General features: G+C 36.5%; 15 protein-coding genes. 8 read left to right on the top strand and 7 right to left on the bottom strand.

Annotated features, from left to right (window positions below):
• The first annotated feature begins 206 nt into the window (after nt 1-206).
• The 3 genes from C1A40_RS01325 to C1A40_RS01335 are packed head-to-tail and all read left to right on the top strand — an operon-like array spanning nt 207 to nt 1743.
• Nucleotides 207-749: an RNA polymerase sigma factor gene (locus C1A40_RS01325; protein ID WP_102994321.1), complete on the top strand. Its 543-nt coding sequence runs from the start codon at nt 207-209 to the stop codon at nt 747-749.
• A 33-nt stretch (nt 750-782) separates the two neighbouring features.
• Nucleotides 783-1298, top strand: a complete 516-nt coding sequence (locus C1A40_RS01330; RefSeq protein ID WP_102994322.1) for a hypothetical protein — start codon at nt 783-785, stop codon at nt 1296-1298.
• Between the two features lie 4 nt (nt 1299-1302).
• Complete coding sequence (locus C1A40_RS01335) at nt 1303-1743, top strand: sensor of ECF-type sigma factor (protein WP_102994323.1); 441 nt, start codon at nt 1303-1305, stop codon at nt 1741-1743.
• Here the strand turns inward: C1A40_RS01335 and C1A40_RS01340 are convergent.
• Nucleotides 1740-2897, bottom strand: a complete 1158-nt coding sequence (locus C1A40_RS01340; protein ID WP_102994324.1) for a beta propeller repeat protein — start codon at nt 2895-2897, stop codon at nt 1740-1742. The genes C1A40_RS01335 and C1A40_RS01340 overlap by 4 nt on opposite strands.
• Before the next feature lie 132 nt (nt 2898-3029).
• Between C1A40_RS01340 and C1A40_RS01345 the strand changes: the two genes are divergently transcribed.
• A complete protein-coding gene (locus tag C1A40_RS01345) occupies nt 3030-4244 on the top strand; it encodes an RsmB/NOP family class I SAM-dependent RNA methyltransferase (RefSeq protein ID WP_102994325.1) in 1215 nt (404 codons plus the stop codon).
• 231 nt (nt 4245-4475) lie between these two features.
• Nucleotides 4476-5675 carry an IS4 family transposase gene (locus C1A40_RS01350; RefSeq protein WP_102994326.1) on the top strand — a complete coding sequence of 400 codons (1200 nt, stop codon included), beginning with the start codon at nt 4476-4478 and terminating at the stop codon, nt 5673-5675.
• A gap of 172 nt (nt 5676-5847) precedes the next feature.
• On the opposite strand, the gene C1A40_RS01355 is transcribed toward C1A40_RS01350, so the two are convergent.
• The 6 genes from C1A40_RS01355 to C1A40_RS01380 all read right to left on the bottom strand — a co-directional run bounded on the left by C1A40_RS01355 (nt 5848) and on the right by C1A40_RS01380 (nt 14169).
• Nucleotides 5848-7659 carry an acyl-CoA dehydrogenase family protein gene (locus tag C1A40_RS01355; protein ID WP_102994327.1) on the bottom strand — a complete coding sequence of 604 codons (1812 nt, stop codon included), beginning with the start codon at nt 7657-7659 and terminating at the stop codon, nt 5848-5850.
• 42 nt (nt 7660-7701) lie between these two features.
• Nucleotides 7702-8058 (bottom strand): four helix bundle protein, encoded by a 357-nt coding sequence (locus tag C1A40_RS01360; protein ID WP_102994328.1) that lies wholly within the window; start codon nt 8056-8058, stop codon nt 7702-7704.
• Nucleotides 8059-8091: 33 nt separating this feature from the next.
• Entirely contained in the window at nt 8092-9282 is a 1191-nt protein-coding gene (locus C1A40_RS01365; protein ID WP_102994329.1) for an acetyl-CoA C-acyltransferase, read from the bottom strand.
• A gap of 138 nt (nt 9283-9420) precedes the next feature.
• A complete protein-coding gene (locus C1A40_RS01370) occupies nt 9421-11829 on the bottom strand; it encodes a 3-hydroxyacyl-CoA dehydrogenase/enoyl-CoA hydratase family protein (RefSeq protein ID WP_102994330.1) in 2409 nt (802 codons plus the stop codon).
• A gap of 19 nt (nt 11830-11848) precedes the next feature.
• Nucleotides 11849-12283: a MarR family winged helix-turn-helix transcriptional regulator gene (locus tag C1A40_RS01375; RefSeq protein WP_102994331.1), complete on the bottom strand. Its 435-nt coding sequence runs from the start codon at nt 12281-12283 to the stop codon at nt 11849-11851.
• Nucleotides 12284-12393: 110 nt separating this feature from the next.
• Nucleotides 12394-14169, bottom strand: a complete 1776-nt coding sequence (locus C1A40_RS01380) for an AMP-dependent synthetase/ligase (protein ID WP_102994332.1) — start codon at nt 14167-14169, stop codon at nt 12394-12396.
• A 439-nt stretch (nt 14170-14608) separates the two neighbouring features.
• On the opposite strand from C1A40_RS01380, the gene pflB reads away from it, so the two are divergent.
• From pflB to C1A40_RS01395, 3 genes are all read left to right on the top strand, one after another.
• Complete coding sequence (pflB, locus tag C1A40_RS01385) at nt 14609-16834, top strand: formate C-acetyltransferase (protein WP_102994333.1); 2226 nt, start codon at nt 14609-14611, stop codon at nt 16832-16834.
• Between the two features lie 87 nt (nt 16835-16921).
• Nucleotides 16922-17674, top strand: coding sequence for a pyruvate formate-lyase-activating protein (gene pflA / locus C1A40_RS01390; RefSeq protein ID WP_102994334.1), 753 nt, complete (start codon nt 16922-16924; stop codon nt 17672-17674).
• Nucleotides 17675-17831: 157 nt separating this feature from the next.
• A complete protein-coding gene (locus C1A40_RS01395; RefSeq protein ID WP_102994335.1) occupies nt 17832-19334 on the top strand; it encodes a DUF3360 family protein in 1503 nt (500 codons plus the stop codon).
• The last annotated feature ends 98 nt before the right edge of the window (nt 19335-19432 follow it).

Below are 19432 nucleotides of genomic sequence, written 5' to 3' on the forward strand. Positions count from 1 at the left end.
ACATAAGTTAGGTTGTAAAACAAAAGTAAACTACAAGTCTTAATTTAGCAAGGAAAAACACAGTTAATCGTTATTTACGAACGTTTCATCGATAAAAAAACCTGTAATCCATTGATTTACAAATCATTTAAAATCTGAGAAAAACAAAAAGCATAGGGCATTAAACTTTTTGTAATTTTAGGAGTCCAATATGCAAACATCACTTAGTGACCGACGAAATAACACTAATAGAACAGCTACAATCTGATCACCAAAAGGATCAAGCCTTTAAGGCCTTATTAAGCCAATATAAAGAACGCTTGTATTGGCACATTCGTCATATTGTTAAATCTCACGACGACGCCGACGATGTTTTACAGAACACCTTTATAAAAATTTATAAAAACATACATAATTTTAAAGGGGACAGTAAGTTATTTTCATGGATGTACCGCATTGCAACAAACGAGTCTTTAACTTTTTTAAACAAAAAAGCCAAGCAGTTACAAATTACCAACGAAGAGCTACAAACAGCTTCCATTAATAATTTAACCTCAGATGTTTATTTTGAAGGCGACCAAATTCAATTAAAATTACAACAAGCCATTGCATCCCTTCCAGAAAAACAACAATTGGTATTTAATATGAAATACTTTCAAGATCTAAAATATAAGGATATGGCAGAAATATTAAACACAAGTGAAGGGGCTTTAAAAGCTTCATACCATATTGCGGTAAAAAAAATTGAAACCTATTTAACCCAAGATTAAACCTTTACAAAAAAACAAAGTCTAATTAATAAGATGAAAACAAATAAAATACATAATATTAAGTCTTCTGGTTTTAAAGCCCCACTGGATTATTTTGATGCTTTTGATGACAAACTCCTCGACAAGCTAAAAAATGAATCGCCTGTACAGGCTATAAAAACTAGTGGTTTTGAAGTGCCTAAAGGTTATTTTAAAACTATAGACGATACTATTATTAAGCAGATTGAAAGTGACAAACCTACAACTAAAGTCATTCCACTTTTCAATAAAAAAATGATTTTATACGCTACAAGTATCGCGGCTGCTGTACTATTACTATTTAATTTATCGTTGTTTGATACGAATAGCAAACCAACGTTTGATAGTTTGGATTCTCAATCTGTTGAAAATTATATTTTGAATGAAAACATAAGCTTTTCAGAATTGGCTTCACTTTTTTCTGATGAAGAATGGAATGCAAGCATATTTTCAGAAGACCATATAGACGATGAAAACATAGAGAATTACCTCCTTGATTATTCTGATATTGAAACTTTATTAACCGAATAAAAACATGAAAAAGATACTTCTTATACTCCTATTTTGCTATTCACTTTCAGTTACAGCACAAAATAACAAACGTGATCATATCAAAGCTTTGAAAGTTGCTTATATCACAGAAAAACTAGACTTCACACCTAGCGAAGCACAAAATTTTTGGCCTGTTTACAACGCTTACGAAGAAAAATATAGCCAAATTAAACATGATGAATTAAGACAAATTCGAAAGGAAATTAAATCGAATTTCGATACCATGACCGATGCGCAGGCAAAAACCTTAATTGATAAACAAAATAAAGCGGAGATGCAATTACATCAGCTTCGCATGGATTTTAATAAAGACCTTGCTAAAATCATTCCTCCGAAAAAAATAATTTTACTTAAAGTTTCGGAAGAAGATTTTAGAAGAAAAATGTTTGAAGAGTTTAAAAAACGTAGAGGCGAAAAACGTTAGTACGTTGAATTGATACTATCTTTAAAAGTTAGTTTAGCTATTTTACCAGGACCTGTACCATAAGCCACCGAATCGTTTAAAAAGCGTAAGGCATAAAACCCGGCTTCGGTAACCTCTTTCCAACTATTTCCAGAATCTATGCTATAATAAATACCTTGAAAGCTGCTTGCTACTAGAGCCTTGCCACCACTTCTTGGCACATATTGCACACAACTGCTATATCCTGGCTTTTGATTTTGAGCCACTAACTCCCATGTTTTACCTCCATCAGAAGTTCTAATTTTATTGGCTGCATTCAATTCGGGGTGCTTATAGTCCCCACCAATTGCAAAACCATGTAATTCATCATAAAAATCGATCGAGTAAATACCTTGGGTTTCTCCTTCACTAGCAATAACTGTTTTAGTAACCTGCCAGGTTTGGCCGCGATCTTCAGTATAATAAATATTACCATGAGTCGTTCCAAACCACGCCTTATCACCTAAGGTTTTTATATTCGTGTTACTTGCCGCAAAAGCGCCTTCTCCAGCTTCGGTTTCTGGCAATTGTGAACAATCCAGTTTTTTCCAAGTGGTACCACCATCTCTGGTGATAATAACCGAGATACAACCATTCACACTATCTCCAATAGCCATACCTTCTTTGTCGTCCCAAAACGTCATCGCATCATAAAAAACGCCTTCACCTTGTTCTTCATACACCAACACCATACGCCCTTTATCACCCGTTTTATAAAGCAAAGCAGGATTTTCAATACTCAGCATAAAGAAATCCGATGAAGTATGTGCCGTTGCTCTAAAGTTTAGAGTTAAGGTATCGCGCTCTATAATGGAGGTTTGCCACATGCCTGTTTTAAGATCATTCATACCAAAAATCCCATTATTGGCAGCAAAAGCCAAAGTTTTATCTTTTAAAATTTCAAGCGTTCGGATACTAACATCGGCATAACGAAAAATACCCTCAACCTCAACGACGTTTACATTTTTAAGAATTAAATGTTCTTCGACGGTTATTGGTGAAATAGCCAAACTATCGTCGTGTATCACAACAGGCATTTCATCAATAGGTTCTAATGACGATTCGGTTGAAGTATCACGACCTTTTTTACAACTTAACACAAACAATACAAGGAAGAATGGTAAAATATGTTTCATCTAAAAATTTTTTATAAAAATAGGAATCTAGGCCAACTAACTAAAGCCATTTACTTAATAAAATAGTTAAAATTAAAAATGTCGTGAATTCGTAGCAATTAACGTAACTTTGCACCCTTATTATATTATACGATGCGAATACACAGAAATTTAAGCTTTGCGGTTATTGATGGTTTAACACTCATTTTTAACGAAGGGAAATATGCCGATAAGGTGATTCAACAACTTTTAAAACGCGATAAACGTTGGGGATCTCGCGACAGAGGTTTTGTTGCCGAAACCACCTACGACATTGTTCGCTGGAAACGCTTATATGCTGAAATTGCAGAAGTTAAAGCCCCTTTTGATCGCGACAACCTATGGCGTATGTTTGCCGTTTGGGCGACTTTAAAAGGTATTAATTTACCTGATTGGAAGTATTTTGAAAACACCCCTACCCGTAAAATTAAAGGACGTTTTGATGAACTTTCTCAAATAAGAAAATTTAAAGAATCGATTCCAGATTGGCTTGATGAAGTTGGTGAAAAAGAATTAGGAGCAGAATTTTGGACTAAAGAAATAGCAGCCCTAAACGAGCAAGCCGATGTTATTCTAAGAGTGAATACTCTAAAAACGACTAAAGAAAAATTACAAGCCGAATTATTCGATCTAAATATAGAAACCGAATTTATTAAAGGCTATCCAAGCGCTTTAAAGCTAAAGGAACGTGCGAATGTTTTTTCTACTGAAGCTTTTAAAAATGGCCATTTTGAAGTTCAAGATGCCTCTTCTCAACTGGTTGCCGAGTTTGCTAATGTTCAACCTGGTATGCGTGTGGTAGATACTTGTGCTGGCGCCGGTGGTAAAACACTTCACTTAGCTGCTCTTATGGAAAATAAGGGTCAAATTATTGCCATGGATATCTATGCCAATAAACTTCATGAATTAAAACGTCGTGCGAAACGTAATGGCGCTCACAATATAGAACCTCGTGCTATCGATTCGACTAAGGTGATTAAAAAACTTTACGATAAAGCAGACCGTGTAGTTATTGATGCACCGTGTTCTGGTTTAGGAGTTTTACGTAGAAATCCGGATGCTAAATGGAAGTTACAACCAGAATTTCTTGATAAAATAAGAAAAACTCAGCAGGATATTTTACAACAGTATTCTAAAATGGTTAAAGCTGACGGACAAATGGTATATGCTACTTGTTCGGTTCTACCTTCTGAAAACCAAGAGCAAGTTGCTAAGTTCTTAAAATCGGAAGCTGGAGCAAATTTCTCATTAATAAAAGACAAAAAAGTATCGGCTCATAAATCTGGGTTTGATGGTTTTTATATGGCTTTATTGGAGTGTAAGGCTTAGATTTTTACAAAAATAAACACTGTAAAAGTCCTTTTCAAGTTTTTAAAGGCGCATTCAGAATTTAGCTCAATTGAGTAATACTCAGATATTAAAAACCAAGAATTGATTAAATATCAGTCTTGGTTTTTTGTTTTTTTATCATTAGTGTCCGATAAAAGATTTAAAAAGCGGGATTTCCAAGATAGGATTTCCCGCTTATTTTGTATCTTGAAGTTATCACACATCCAAGATATGAATAAAAGTAAAAACTTTATCGGACACCCCATAATCAAACAGGTATTAAATTTCATTTTGCCCGAAGATGTTCATCGGACAGCCAAAAAGCACAACAGCGATCGCTATACCAAAAAGTTTACCACCTATGAGCATTTGGCCACTATGGTATTTACCGTGATCAGTGGCTGTAGCTCACTTCGTGAGGTTTCCAGTATTATGCTTGCCTGCGAGGGAAAGATCAACCATCTAGGACTCACGGACTTTCCAAAACGCAGTACCTTGTCAGATGCTAACAGGAGAAGAAGCTCTGAAGTATTTGCCGATATTTATCATTTACTCTACAAACGTTACCATCGCTTTTTATCGGACAGCAGACCCTTAGAACCTGCAGTGAAGAACCTTAAAATCGTTGATTCCTCGACCATACCCCTATTTAGTGACATTCTTAAAGGTGTAGGAAGGAACCCGCTCAACGGCAAAAAGAAAGGAGGTATCAAGATGCATACTATGATAAACGCCATGGAAGACGTTCCTTGTCTGATTAAGTTTTCAAGCGCGGCCACGCACGACCACACCTTTTTAAAAGACCTGGAACTCAAGAAGGGCTCTTATGTGGTTTTTGACAAAGGGTATGTGGATTATGAGCAATACCAAAAATGGACACTGGAAGATGTTTACTTTGTGACTCGGCAAAAGGACAATGCTCGCTATACAAGCCTTGAAGAGTTTGATATCTCCAATAAAGTGGACGATGCTGTCTTAAAGGACGAAAAAATAGGGCTTACGGACAAAAACGGCAATGCTTTTTCCCTGAGGAGAATCGCTTTTTGGCACGAAAAGCACCAAAAAGTTTATGAGTTCATCACTAATAATTATGATCTTGATGCAGACAAAATAGCCGACATCTATAAAAATAGGTGGCAGATTGAGACGATGTTCAAGCGGCTTAAACAGAACTTTCCGCTAAAGTATTTTTTGGGAGACAATCAAAATGCCATCGAAATACAAATCTGGGTCAGTTTGATAATCCAGCTCATTATGCTTGTGATCCAAAGAAAAACCCAAAGAAACTGGGCTTATTCCAATATGATGTCCGTCATACGATACCATTTGATGACATATATCGATTTGTTCAAATTCCTGAAAAACCCAGAAGCTAATTGGGAAGAGATTACAACCAAAAACATTGGGCAATTAAGCCTTTTTGACCCATAAGGAGGTTCTGTTTTCAAAATAAAGAGTGCGATCAATAAAAAAGGCCAACACCAAAGCTTTTTTAGCTAATTCTGTTTTTTATCGGACAACAATAAAAAATAAACAAAAAAAGCGCCCCGAAATAATTCGAAGCGCTTTTAAAAAAGGAGTTAGTCACTCGTAATAATAATTCTTAAAAACAATATTTATTTTCTTTAATAACTTTGCCCGCAATGATATTTCGTAATTCGATAATGTTAGGCATGTTCACGTATTTAATGTAGCGTTTTAGTCCCATGAGCATCATGCGTTGTTCATCGCCAGTAGAAAATGATATGATCGAATGTTTTCCTGCAGTTTCGATCACATCTATAGCATGAAATAAGTTAAGTTTTGCCATAGCGATTTGTGCTTTTACGTTTTCTTCGCCTTCTTTTTTGGCCATTTTTTCGGCACGAAGGATAGCCGATTCAGCCAGGTAGATTTGAATTAAAATATCTGAAGCAGCTAACATAAGTTGCTGTTGATGTTCTATTTCTTCACCGTATTTCTGAAGTGTGGCACCTGCAACCATTAAAAATAATTTTTTAAGGTTTTTGATGATGTTTTTTTCTTCCGAAAATAATTCTGAATAATCTGGTATTTCAAATGAAGGGATACCAACAAGTTCTTCTTTTACAGCCATGGCAGGAGTAAGTAAATCTACGTGACCTTTCATGGCTTTTTTAATAAGCATGCCTATAGAAAGCATACGGTTAATTTCATTGGTGCCTTCGTAAATTCTGGATATTCGAGCATCTCTCCAAGCCGATTCAATAGGGGTGTCTTCTGAAAAGCCCATGCCCCCAAATATTTGAATGCCCTCATCGGTACATTTTTGTATAAATTCTGAAACGGCTACTTTTAAGATGGAACATTCGATAGCATATTCTTCAACACCTTTTAATTCGGCTTCTTGGTCGGTGTCTTTGCCATTGTTTTTTCTTAGTTCAATGCGATCTTCAATATCTTTTGCAGCTCTATAACTTGCTGCTTCACCCACCCAACAATTGGTGGCCATTTCAGCAAATTTTTGTTTCATAGCGCCAAAACTTGAAATAGGTACTTTAAATTGAATGCGTTCGTTAGCGTATTTTACCGATTCTGTAATAACACGGCGCTGAGCATCTAAACAAGCAGCAGCAAGTTTAATACGGCCTACATTTAAGGCATTCATCGCAATTTTGAAACCGTTTCCACGGGTGGATAACATGTTTTCTACAGGAACAACGGTATCATTAAAAAATACTTGTCTTGTAGAAGAAGCACGAATACCAAGTTTGTGTTCCTCTTCACCTAAAGTAATGCCGTTAGGGTTTTCTGGATCGTATTCCACGATAAAACCTGTGATATTTTTGTCGTCTTCTATACGTGCAAAAACTATCATTAAGCTACAGAACCCTGCGTTAGAAATCCACATCTTTTGGCCTGTAATTTTATATGATTTACCATCCTCGGAAAGTACAGCTTTAGTTTTTCCGGAGTTAGCATCACTTCCTGCACTAGGTTCTGTTAAACAATAGGCTCCAAACCATTCGCCTGAGGCTAATTTAGGTACATATTTTTGCTTTTGTTCTTCGGTGCCGTAAAGGGTGATTGGCATGGTTCCAATGCCTGTATGGGCACCAAAAGCGGTGCTAAAAGAGCCTGTGGCCCCAGATATATAGTCGCACACTAACATAGTGTCAACAAAGCCCATGCCCATGCCTCCATAAGCTTCAGGTACGGAAATACTTAAAAAACCTAAGTCTGCAGCTTTTCGCATACAGGATTCGGTAAGTGCATAATCTTTTTGTTCAAATTGAGCCTTTTTTGGCCATACTTCGCGGTCAATAAACTCAGTAACCGCTTCTTTCATCATGAGTTGATCTTCATTAAAATCTTCTGGTGTGAATATGTCTTCGCAGTTCATTTCTTTTACTAGAAATTGTCCGCCACGTAAAATGTCTTTTTCTATTTCTTTCATTTGTTTAGTGGTTTTATAGATTCAAGGTTCAAGACCCAAGAATCAAGATGCTTGTAGTCTAGATTTAAAACTTGAAATCATTTTTTGTATTTCCTTTATTTTTTGTGCCAATTCTTTAAATTTCTCTTCTGATATATAATTTTCATTAAATGCCACATTCAACTGGGTTTCCCATTCGAAAGCAGAGCCCAAACTATGTTCTAAAAAATTAGCAAAATGTTTATTTGAGCTTTTACTTGTGCCTTCTGAAATGTTCGAGGGTATTGAAACAGCGCATCTATTCATCTGACTCATTAATCCATAAGTTTCAAACTTTGGAAATGTTCTCGTTATTTTATAAGATTCTGAAACGAGCATCATACGTACATTCCAGATTTTTAATTTCTTGAAATTATGCATAGTCTTGTTTCTTGGTTCTTTCAGTCTGCTTTCTTATTTCAAAAACTCAAAAACCCCACAAGCGCCTTGACCAGTTCCTACACACATGGTGACGGCTCCGTATTTTCCTGTCATATTTCTTTTGCGCATTTCGTCAAATAACTGAACAGAAAGCTTTGCACCTGTACAACCTAAAGGATGACCTAAAGCAATGGCGCCGCCATTAACATTGACTAAATCTGGGTTGAGGTCTAGTTCACGAATTACAGCAAGGGCTTGCGATGCAAAGGCTTCGTTAAGTTCTATAAGCTCTAAATCTTTTTGTTGTAATCCCGCTTGTTTAAGTGCTTTTGGTATGGCTTTTACTGGTCCGATACCCATAATACGTGGTTCAACACCTGCCGCAGCATAGTTTACTAGTCTAGCGATGGGTTCTAAGTTTAATTCTTTCACCATAGTTTCGCTCATAACCATAACAAAAGCTGCACCATCACTCATTTGCGATGAATTCCCTGCGGTTACACTTCCGCCTTGAGCGAAAACAGGACGAAGTTTGGCAAGTGCTTCTAGACTTGTTCCGGCACGAGGCCCTTCATCTTTAGTAACTGTATATGATTTATTTGCTTTTTTTCCGTTGGCATCAATATAGGTTTCATGAACTTCAATGGGTACTATCTGGTCTTGAAAACGGTTTTCAGCCTGTGCTTTTAAAGCTTTCATATGTGAATGGTAAGCGAATTCATCTTGGTCTTCACGAGACACATTAAATTGATTCGCCACAGCTTCAGCGGTATTTCCCATACCCCAGTAATAATCTTCATGTCCAGCTTTTACGATATCATAATTCAGTTCAGGTTTGTAGCCTGTCATAGGAACAGCACTCATACTTTCAGCGCCACCAGCGATGATGCAATCGGCCATGCCAGCTTGAATTTTAGCGGTTGCAATGCCAATGGTTTCTATACCGGAAGAACAAAAGCGATTGACCGTAACTCCAGGAACTTCAACAGAGTTTAATCCCATTAAGGAAATTAAACGCGCTATATTTAAACCTTGTGAACCTTCGGGCATGGCGTTACCTACAATAACATCGTCTATACGATCTTTATCCAATTGAGGTAAGGCTTTCATCATGTACTGAATGGTTTCGGCAGCTAATTCGTCGGTACGTTTGAATCGGAAAACACCTTTCGGCGCTTTTCCAACAGCTGTTCTATATGCTTTTACTATATATGCTTGTTTCATATTAGCCCCCTAGCCCCGAAGGGGAATACCTATTAGGGGTCAATAGGATTTTATTAGTTATTTCTGATTATATTTTTCATGGTTACAAATTTTCACGCACCAGTTTTTACGTTCCCCCATTTGGGGGTAAGGGCTCTTCTAATTTCTAAGAGGTTTTCCTGTTTTTAGCATGTGCTGAATGCGTTCTAAAGTTTTACGTTCGGTACATAAACTTAGGAAAGCCTCGCGCTCTAGGTCCAATAAATATTGTTCGGTAACTAGAGTGGGTTCTGATAAGTCACCACCAGCCATAACATAGGCTAGTTTGTTAGCGATTTTTTGATCGTGTTCGCTTATAAAATTGGCTGCTTCCATAGAATCGGTTCCTACTAAAAACATACCAAGAGCTTGCTTGCCTAGAACTTTTACATCTTTACGTATTACGGGTTTGGTGTAGCCTGCATCGGCCATAATTCTGGCATGAGCTTTGGCTGTCGCTATTTGACGATCTTTATTCGTTACCACAATATCTTTTCCTTTTTGGAGTATGCCTAAATCGAAAGCTTCGTAAGCCGAAGTAGCCACTTTAGCCATGCCAATAGTGAGGAAATATTCCTGTAATACATTCAATTCAACATCTCCTTTTCTAAAGCTATCTGAAGCACGAAGGGCCATTTCTTTAGATCCTGCACCTCCTGGGATCACACCCACGCCAAATTCCACCAGTCCGATATAAGTTTCGGCAGCTGCTACAACTTTATCGGCGTGCATAGATAATTCGCAAGCACCGCCTAAGGACATGCCATGAGGTGCAGAAACTGTTGGGATTGACGAATAACGCATACGCATCATCGTATCTTGGAAATATTTTATCGCGGCATTAAGCTCGTCGTATTCTTGCTCTACGGCCATCATGAAAATCATACCAATATTAGCGCCTACAGAAAAGTTGGCACCTTGATTTCCTATAACGAGTCCGTCGAAATCTTTTTCAGCTATATCTACAGCTTTATTAAGTCCCGCTAAAACATCGCCGCCAATGGTATTCATTTTAGACTGAAATTCGCAGTTTAATATGCCATCACCTAAATCTTCAATAACAACACCCGAATTTTTGAATACTTCATTAGATTTTCTGATGTTATCTAGAATAATGAAAGCATCCTGTCCAGGAATTTTTTGTTGTGTTTTAGAAGGCACATCATAAAAATAGGTAGCGCCTTCTTTCACTGTATAAAAAGATGTATTTCCTAAGGCGACCATGTCATTGACCCAAGAAGCCGGTTCTGAACCTTCAGATTTGATAAGTTCTAAACCTTTTTCAACACCAATAGCGTCCCAAATTTGAAAAGGACCGTGTTCCCAGCCGAAACCAGCTTTCATGGCATCATCTATTTTGTAAATTTCATCTGAAATTTCAGGAATTCTATGTGATACATAAGCAAATAAAGCCGCAAAGGTTTTACGGTAGAATTCACCAGCTTTATCTTTCCCATTCACTAATATTTTGAACCTATCAATAACTTTTTCAATAGGCTTGGTGAGTTCTAAAGTGGCAAATTTCGCCGATTTTTTCTTTCTATATTCTAAAGTGTTAAGGTCTAGAGATAAAATTTCACTTTGGCCATCTTCATTTTTAATTTTCTTATAAAAACCCTGACCTGTTTTACTACCTAGCCATTTGTTTTCCATCATGGTGTCGATGAAATTAGGAAGTTTAAATAATTCCAAACGTTCATCGTTTTTACAATTTTCGGCAATGCCATTTGCTACATGAACGAGAGTGTCTAAGCCCACAACATCTACAGTACGAAAGGTTGCCGATTTAGGTCTGCCTATTACAGGACCAGTTAGTTTATCAACTTCTTCGATGGTTAAGTCCATACTTTTAACAATGTGGAATAAACTCATAATACTGAAAATACCGATGCGGTTTCCAATAAAAGCAGGTGTGTCTTTAGCGATTACAGATGTTTTTCCTAAATACTTTTCGCCATATTGGTTTAAAAATTCTACGACAGAATCTGCTGTTTTTGGACCAGGAATGATCTCAAACAGTTTTAAGTAACGCGCAGGATTAAAAAAGTGTGTACCACAGAAATGTTTTTGAAAATCATCACTACGACCTTCACTCATAAATTTTATGGGAATTCCAGAGGTGTTACTTGTAATAAGCGTTCCTGGGGTTCTGTGTTTTTCAAGCTTTTCAAAGACTTGTTTTTTGATATCAAGGCGCTCCACAACCACTTCCATAATCCAATCGACTTGTGACACTTTTTCAATATCATCTTCTAAATTTCCGGTGGTAATTCTGCTGGCAAAACTTTTGTGATAAATCGGAGAAGGAGAAGATTTTAATGCAGCGGATAAAGCCTCGTTAACGATACGGTTTCTTACCGATTTATTTTCAAGCGTTAGTCCCTGTGCTTTTTCTTTAGCATTAAGTTCGTTAGGAACGATATCTAGCAAAAGGACATCAACACCAATATTGGCGAAATGACATGCTATACCGCTACCCATGATTCCAGAGCCAATTATGGCTACTTTATTAATTCTTCTTTTGCTCATTATAGTTTAGCTATTGGGTTTATTTGTAGATTTTTTTGTTGCAAACCATCTGATTAATAACTTCGGCAACTTCGTAGAAATGATTTAATTGTTCTTCGGAGACGTTTTTACGAATGGCTTCATTAAAGATTAAAACTTTCTCTTTAGAGATATCCCTTTTTTCTAATCCGAATTCTGTGAGGGTAATAATAACACCTCTACCATCTTCAGGATTTGGTTTCCGTTCTATGAAACCTTTGGTTTCCATCGATTTTAATAGTCTCGATAAACTTGTGGCTTCCATACCCATTCTAGGGCCTAAAGCGGTTGAAGGGGTACCTTTTTCAGGATCTATACTCAATAGAGTAAAGCCTGTAGCCATGGTGCTGTCTATTTTTGCAGCTTCCTCATTATACATTTTTTGAACTGTTAACCAGGTCGTTCGTAATATATAATCAATGGTCTTGTCTTTCATGTTATATTTGGATGATTTTCCCAAATATAACAAATTTTATTATGCACGCATAGTAAGAAGCGTGGTATTTTGAAGAATAACTTTATTGAAATTATAAATTTTAAAATGATCTACGGTCTATAAATATCTTCGATAAGATCGTGATACATTTCAGAAATTACAGAACGACGTATTTTCATAGTTGGTGTGAGGTGTCCAGATTTAATAGACCACACGTCGGGAGTGAGTTTAAAAGATTTTATTTGCTCCCATTTGCCAAATTTTTTATTGCACGTATCGACTTCTCTTTGAATACGGTTAATGATAATTTCTGAATTAGCCATGGCCGCGGTATTGCTGGTATCCATATTGTGGTTTTTGCGTGCAATCCACTCTCTAATAAATTCAAAATTAGGCTGAATAAGTGCCGCTGGCATTTTCTCACCTTCGCCAATCACCATAATTTGTTCAATAAATCGGGATTGTTTCAAATCGTTTTCAAGTAGGGTGGGGATTACGTATTTGCCACCAGAGGTTTTGAACATTTCTTTCTTACGCCCAGTAATTTTTAAAAAGCCATCACTGTCAATTTCACCTTTATCTCCAGTATGAAAATAATCGCCTGTCATGACACTTGCTGTTTTTTCAGAATCTTTAAAATACCCCATCATGACGTTTGGGCCTTTAATTAGGATTTCGCCATCTTCAGCAATTTTTACTTCAACGTTATCAATAGGTTTTCCAACAGTTCCTATTTTAAACATGTTGTTGGCGTATTTTCCAACGGAAACTACCGGAGAGGTTTCTGTAAGTCCGTAACCTTCCATAATTTTCATCCCTGAAGCGCAAAATATTCTAGCTAAACGGGGTTGTAGCGCAGCGCTCCCAGAGACCATGGTATATAACTCACCTCCCAAAGCTTCCCGCCATTTGCTAAATATAAGTTTGTTGGCAATGCTAAGCTTAAATTCATACCAAGCGCCATTTTGCTTATAGGGTTCCCATATTTCGCCAAGGCCTACAGCCCAAAAGAAAAGTGCTTTTTTAATACCAGTAAGCTCGGTGCCTTTAGCCATAATTTTGTCGTAAACTTTTTCTAAAAGTCTAGGAACCACACTCATAAGGTTAGGTTTAATTTCTTTAGCGTTATCGGCAATTTTGTCAAGGCTTTCAGCATAATAAATCGATACTCCCGCATGCTGATAAATGTAAATCAACACGCGTTCAAAAATATGGCAAATAGGTAAAAAGCTTAAAATTCTGGTGTTTTCTCCCCGTATAGGTAGCCTGGGAATACTGTTTAAAACATTGCTTGTAATGTTCCAGTGTGAAAGCATAACACCTTTGGGTTTACCTGTAGTCCCGGAGGTGTAAATGATTGTAGCGAGATCGTTAGGTTTTACACTTTCTTTTCTAGCTTCAACCTCGTTTTGATTACCGGTGTCTGCCCCAAGGTCTAATAATTCAGAATAATGTTTACAGCCCTCGATAATATTAAAGGAATAAATTTCTTTTAATTTAGTACGTTGTTTAACCGTATTGACTTTTTCTAAAACTTCTTCATCAGAAACAAAGCAATAAATAGATTCACTATGATTTAATACATACTCATAGTCCTCGGCAGAAATGGTTGGATATATAGGAATATTCTGTGCGCCAACCTGCAATACACCAATGTCTACAATATTCCATTCGGTACGATTAGAAGACGAAATAACCGCTATTTTATCATTCTTATTAACCCCCAGTTTTAATAAAGCACGGCTTATCGCATTGGCTTTTTCAATATATTCTTGAGTTGAGGTTTTAACCCATTCGCCGTTGTATTTTGTAACTAAAGCAGAATCAGTTGGTTTATTTTCAAGTTGAAAATAAGGAAAGTCAAATAATCTGGTGATTTCAGTCATTTTATAGTTCTAGTATAGTGTGGTGTCTTGCAAATTATGAAATTAAATAAGAATTTCAAATAAGAATTTACAAGATAAGATAAACATTTGTTAAATTTTTCTACTAATTAATATTTACCCTAACTCCCCTGTTTTTAAAAGTGCCCGAAATTAAATAAAAATTATTTATGATGTTTTTTGCGAATCTTTTAGTTTTACGGCGGATAATTTGCGAATTATTAGGTTCTTTCGTTTAAATTTAATGACTCCTATTTGTGTAATTGAAAAAGTTTGAATTTATTAAAGTTTATTAATTGAATTTCAAACGTTTTCGAGATTTTAAAACCTCAATTTAATATAGAAACTGACAAATATCAGTTTATTAGTTTACATCAGGTCATACCTTTGTATACACATCATTGATGCTAAATTATATTTAGAAATATTAATATAAATAAACATGGAAGTAAAACAGTTTAAAAACGGAATTTGGGCGGAGACCATTAATGTTAGAGATTTTGTATTTCAAAACATTACCCCGTACCATGGTACTCATGATTTTTTAGTTGGACCAAGCGAGAAAACTAAAAAGCTATGGGAAGTTTGTAAAGTTGCGACCCTAGAAGAAAGGCAAAGAAACGGAGTTCGTTCGGTAGACACAGAAGTGATTTCTACAGTAAGTGCTTTTGAAGCAGGATACATCGACAAGGAGAATGAAGTTATTGTTGGTTTACAAACAGATGAGTTACTAAAGCGTGCTATGAAACCATTTGGTGGTTTTAAAGTGGTGCAAAAAGCTTTAGATGAGCAAGGTGTAAAACCGAATGAAAATTTAACTGAGTTATTTTCTAAATATGTAAAAACGCATAATGATGGTGTTTTTGATGCTTATAATGCTGAAATTAGAAAATTCCGTTCTTTAGGGTTTTTAACTGGATTACCAGATAACTACGCTAGAGGTAGAATTATTGGGGATTACCGTCGTGTGGCTCTTTACGGAATCGTTGCTTTAATTGAGGCTAAGAAAGCCGATTTAGAAAATATCACAGGACCAATGACAGAATCTGTTATTCGTTTACGTGAAGAGGTTTCAGAGCAAATAAAAGCTTTAAAAGAAATTCAACAATTAGGAGCTAATTACGGTTTAGAATTAGGTCGTCCTGCTGAAACTGCTAAAGATGCAGTACAATGGACATATATGGCTTATTTAGCAGCTGTTAAGGAACAAGACGGGGCAGCAATGTCTTTAGGTAATGTTTCTACGTTCTTAGATATTTATATAGAAAACGATTTAAAAGCAGGGTTAATTACCGAAGAGGAGGCTCAAGAGTATGTTGATCAATTCGTAATGAAATTACGTATGGTACGTCACTTAAGAATGGCGGCTTACGATGAGATTTTTGCAGGAGATCCAACTTGGGTAACCGAAGCTATTGGTGGTATGTTTGAAGATGGAAGAACTAAGGTGACTAAAACATCTTTCCGTTTCTTAAACACATTATACAACTTAGGCCCTTCACCAGAACCTAATATGACAGTTTTATGGTCTCAAGAATTACCACAAAACTTTAAAGATTTCTGTGCTAAAGTAGCTATTGACACCTCTTCAATTCAGTTTGAAAATGATAACTTAATGCGCGCAGAACGTGGTTCTGATGATTACGGAATTGCTTGTTGTGTATCTTACCAAAGCTTAGGGAAATCTATTCAGTTCTTCGGTGCACGTACTAACTTAGCTAAAACATTATTATTAGCCGTTAACGGTGGTCGTTGCGAGAATACTGGAAAACCTATGGTTGAAGGTATTAAAGAATTAGATGGTGAGTACTTAGATTTCGATGCAGTAATGGCTAACTTCAAAATAGCTATGAAAGAAGTGGCTCGTGTGTATAACGATTCTATGAATATTATCCACTACATGCACGATAAATATTACTACGAGAAAGCTCAAATGGCTTTAATTGATACTAATCCAAGTATTAATATTGCCTACGGTATTGCAGGTTTATCTATTGTAGCGGATTCACTTTCAGCGATTAAATACGCTAAAGTTAAGCCTATTAGAAATGAGGATGGATTAACCGTAGATTTTAAAATTGAAGGTGAGTTCCCTAAATATGGTAATGATAATGATCGTGTAGATACATTAGCTGCAAATGCTGTAGCCGATTTTAATAACGAATTGAAAAAATTACCAGTTTATAAAGATGCAGAGCCAACAATGTCTGTGTTAACCATTACATCAAACGTATCTTACGGTAAGAAAACAGGAGCTACTCCAGACGGTAGAGCTAGTGGCGTACCATTTGCACCTGGGGCTAACCCAATGCACGGACGTGATTGTAACGGTGCCATCGCATCATTAAACTCAGTATCTAAAATCGATTATAAAGATTCGTTAGATGGTATTTCTAATACGTTCTCAATGGTTCCTAAATCTTTAGGTTCTGATGAAGCTGATAGAATTGACAATCTAGCTACTATTATCGACGGATATTTCAGTAGAAATGCACAGCACTTAAATGTGAATGTGTTAGATAGAGAAATGTTAATGGATGCTATGGAGCGCCCAGAGGATTACCCTCAATTAACAATTCGTGTTTCTGGATATGCAGTAAATTTTGTTAGATTAACAAGAGAACAGCAATTAGAAGTGATTACACGTTCTTTCCACGAATCCATGTAGAGTTTTATTTATATTTTGAAAAAGCACCTGGGAATTAGTTTAAATACTGTATTTTTCAGGTGCTTATTTTTTTATTAAAATTGAAACATGACACAAAATAAAGAGAACATATTAAATGTACATTCTATAGAATCTTTTGGAACCCATGATGGCCCAGGAATTCGATTCGTGGTTTTTTTACAAGGTTGTAAACTGAAATGTTTGTATTGTCATAATCCAGATACCATTGAAACCTCTGGAGGGAAACCATATCAGATTGAAGAATTGGTAGACATGGTCCTAAAAGTGAAGCCTTATTTTGGTAAAAAAGGAGGCGTTACCGTATCTGGTGGCGAGCCCTTATTGCAATCTAAAGCTTTAGTAGCATTTTTTAAGCGGTTAAAAGAAGAGGGTATTCATACGAATATTGATACTAATGGCCGACTTTTAAACAGGTTTGCTAAAACCTTATTAGATGATTACACCGACTTAGTTATGTTGGATATTAAGCATATGACGGAGGAAGGTTACGAAGCCATAACAGGGCAACGCAATTTGGAAACTGCCTTCACCTTTGCTAAACACCGTGAAGTATCAGGAAAAGCCATGTGGTTGCGTTATGTTTTAATTCCTGAAATAACAAACAAACCCGAATTGCTACATGCTCTAGGGGAATACTTCAAAGATTATAAAACGATTGAAAAAATTGAAATTCAGCCTTACCATAAATTAGGAATTCATAAATGGGAAGCTCTAGGTTGGGATTATGAATTGAAAGATGCTCGCGAAAACACCTCGGAAGAGTTGAGTGTCGCAGTAGATATTTTAAAGCAATATTTTAAAGAAGTTAAGGTGAATTAAAATATTTAAACTTTTATTCTGATGATATAAAACGGTTTACGATAAAGTTGACCGTTTTTTTTGTGTAAAAAAAGATCATTTATCTGGTTTAGCTGATATTTATCAGTTAATGTTTTTTATGCTGAAATTATCTTTGTTTCGGAAAAAATACCCATATATGAGCACCTATAAAAAACTACATAAGCCTGCTTCAGAATTTGCAAGCAGAACAGATTATTTGAATCACGAATTGCAAATCATGAAGCCTAGGCGCTTTAGGATAAATTTACCTGGTAGAGATTTTAGATTTGAATGGGAGGATTTAGTACCCGCTTTTGCTGGTACTGTTGGTATTGTTGCTATGTATTCTTCGGTTATGATGGCCTGGGCCGAAGGTCTTACCGAGGCTTGGGATCATATAACACTTGGTAAAGCTTTCGCAATTGAGGTTACTCGTGTTGAAATGCTTATTCCTGCATTTTTGTTTGTAATTTTAGCATCCGGTTTTTTAAATCCGAGAGCAAACTTAGCAGGGAATCACGGACCTATGATTCCGCTTATTGCTAGTATAGCATTGGCAGGGGCCCACCCTTTAGCTTTGGCAATTTTAATTGGAGTCTTTGGCCTCTTGTTGAGTGTTTTTAAAGGAGGCTCCAGGTTGGTGAATTTAACAAGTAAAGGAGTTGCAGGTGGATTACTTATTTTTCTCGGTTTTACAGGGGGTATAGGGCAGATTGAAACCATACAAGCATGGAGTATGGGGCTTTCAAATCCTGAGTCTGGACCAGGTTCTATGGGGTATTTAGGGCTTATCATTTTAGGCGTTACTGTAATTGTTTATAGTTTGTTGGCCCGATTAGGAAAACGATGGTTGTCTATTCCTGCCTGTGCCATAATTGCTTTGTTAGTCGCTTTAATTGGAGGTGCTGGTTTCGATTTGCATTTCACGACTGAAATGGGAGTGCCTAACTTAAATCCTGTACATTGGTGGGGAAGCACCGAGCATGGTTGGATGTTAGGTATGCCTAATATGCAGCACTTTGTAGCATCATTGCCTTTTGCAATTTTAGCTGTGGCGATGTGGTCGCCTGACTTTTTAGGGCATCGTATTTTTCAAGAAATGAATTATCCGAAAAAAACGGAAAAAGTATTAATGGATGTCGACGACACCATGACCATGTGTTCTTTCCGTCAAATTGTAGGTACAGCCGTTGGTGGAGGAAATATAACGTCTTCATGGGGAACCTATATGATTCCTGCAGCTATTGCAAAACGACCAATTCCAGCCGGTGCTATATTATTAGGTTTAATGGTTATAGGTGTTGCCATATTAGGCTCACCAATGGATGTAGCTGTGTGGCCGCCGGTACGTTGTATAGCTTTGTTAGTAGGTGTGTTTTTACCTATGATTGAAGCGGGAATTCAAATGGTAAAAGAGAGTGCCTGCGCTCAAGCTGCTGGTATATGTATTTTTGCAGCTATGGTTACTAACCCAGTGTTAGCATGGGCATTAGCTATGTTTTTAGATAATAATGGATTGATTGGGGATAAAGCAAGAGCTAAAAAGCTATCTGTCGTAGATCGATTAGTTATACCGCTATCAATTCTTATAATTTGCTTAATGGCTATGTTTGCTGTTGGAATGCTACATTATAAATATGGTATTCCGGGACTTTTATGACGCTTTAAAATAAGCGTCTAATTGATGAAATAAAAGAGAGGCTGAATTCGTGTTTTACAACTTGAATTCAGCCTCTCTTTTTTATAATTTGTAATTAG

Origin of the sequence: Tamlana carrageenivorans (genome assembly GCF_002893765.1) — a bacterium.
In the GTDB taxonomy this organism is placed as follows: domain Bacteria; phylum Bacteroidota; class Bacteroidia; order Flavobacteriales; family Flavobacteriaceae; genus Pseudotamlana; species Pseudotamlana carrageenivorans.

Coding starts and splice junctions, on each gene's coding strand:
- pflB (WP_102994333.1), top strand. CDS start 14,609: ATGGAAGTAAAACAGTTTAAAAACGGAATTTGGGCGGAGACCATTAAT.
- C1A40_RS01360 (WP_102994328.1), bottom strand. CDS start 8,058: ATGCATAATTTCAAGAAATTAAAAATCTGGAATGTACGTATGATGCTC.
- C1A40_RS01345 (WP_102994325.1), top strand. CDS start 3,030: ATGCGAATACACAGAAATTTAAGCTTTGCGGTTATTGATGGTTTAACA.
- C1A40_RS01395 (WP_102994335.1), top strand. CDS start 17,832: ATGAGCACCTATAAAAAACTACATAAGCCTGCTTCAGAATTTGCAAGC.
- C1A40_RS01340 (WP_102994324.1), bottom strand. CDS start 2,897: ATGAAACATATTTTACCATTCTTCCTTGTATTGTTTGTGTTAAGTTGT.
- C1A40_RS01335 (WP_102994323.1), top strand. CDS start 1,303: ATGAAAAAGATACTTCTTATACTCCTATTTTGCTATTCACTTTCAGTT.
- C1A40_RS01330 (WP_102994322.1), top strand. CDS start 783: ATGAAAACAAATAAAATACATAATATTAAGTCTTCTGGTTTTAAAGCC.
- C1A40_RS01350 (WP_102994326.1), top strand. CDS start 4,476: ATGAATAAAAGTAAAAACTTTATCGGACACCCCATAATCAAACAGGTA.
- C1A40_RS01380 (WP_102994332.1), bottom strand. CDS start 14,169: ATGACTGAAATCACCAGATTATTTGACTTTCCTTATTTTCAACTTGAA.
- C1A40_RS01370 (WP_102994330.1), bottom strand. CDS start 11,829: ATGAGCAAAAGAAGAATTAATAAAGTAGCCATAATTGGCTCTGGAATC.
- C1A40_RS01375 (WP_102994331.1), bottom strand. CDS start 12,283: ATGAAAGACAAGACCATTGATTATATATTACGAACGACCTGGTTAACA.
- C1A40_RS01365 (WP_102994329.1), bottom strand. CDS start 9,282: ATGAAACAAGCATATATAGTAAAAGCATATAGAACAGCTGTTGGAAAA.
- C1A40_RS01355 (WP_102994327.1), bottom strand. CDS start 7,659: ATGAAAGAAATAGAAAAAGACATTTTACGTGGCGGACAATTTCTAGTA.
- pflA (WP_102994334.1), top strand. CDS start 16,922: ATGACACAAAATAAAGAGAACATATTAAATGTACATTCTATAGAATCT.